Annotated in this window: 1 protein-coding gene; it reads right to left on the bottom strand. The window is 61.1% G+C overall.

Annotated elements, in window-relative coordinates; genetic code table 11:
• The coding region (locus R1101_RS0124785) for a superoxide dismutase (RefSeq protein ID WP_016935804.1) at positions 1-553 on the bottom strand (553 nt) is incomplete at its 3' end.
• Positions 554-787 lie beyond the last annotated feature (234 nt).

Here is a 787-nt window from a genome sequence, read left to right as displayed (position 1 = left end):
CCAACGACCAGAGGCGGTCGACGTAGTCGGCTTTGACGTTACGGTATTGCAGGTAGAACGCGTGTTCCCAGGCATCGAACACCAATAATGGTGTCGTAGTGGGAGCGACCGTGATGTGGTGGTCGTGGATCTGATGAACAACAAGTCGGGCGCCGAGTGGGTCCCACGCCAGTGCACCCCAGCCGGAGCCCTGCACACTTGTGGTAGCTGCTGTCATTTCGGCGCGGAACGCGTCGAAGCTACCGAAGAATTCGTCGATAGCGGCGGCGAGCTCCCCGTCGGGTCGGTCACCACCCTCCGGGGACATGTTGAGCCAGAACATCGAGTGAAGGCTGTGGCCAGCGAGGTGGAAGGCCAATGCGCGCTCCAGACCGGGTAGACGGGAAAAATCACCCGCCTGGCGCATTTCGGACAGCTGCTCGAGCGCCGCGTTGGCGCCTTTGACATACGCCGCATGGTGAGCGCTGTGGTGCAACTGCATGATCTCCCCACTGATCGCCGGTTCCAATGCACCGTAGTCATAGGGCAGGTCAGGCAACTGGTACACGGCCATCGTCGGTTTCTCCTCGGGTGAACTGGGTCGGACCTGAACCAAGGTAGCTCGAGTTCGGGCACCCGAACAAATAACTTCGCCTGTGCGTCAAATACCACGAGTGTGCCTGTCTCTACCGACAGCCCGTCCTGCGGCAGGACCACAGGGTTCGACGGCTCGGCGTGCAGTCCGGACCTCGGGTTCCGCTTGCTGATCTGTACACCCGATACACCGGGACGACCCGCAGTTCGACAT

It is taken from the genome of Rhodococcus sp. R1101 (genome assembly GCF_000278445.1).
Taxonomy (GTDB): domain Bacteria; phylum Actinomycetota; class Actinomycetes; order Mycobacteriales; family Mycobacteriaceae; genus Rhodococcus; species Rhodococcus gordoniae.
This window is presented reverse-complemented; position numbering and strand designations above follow the sequence as displayed.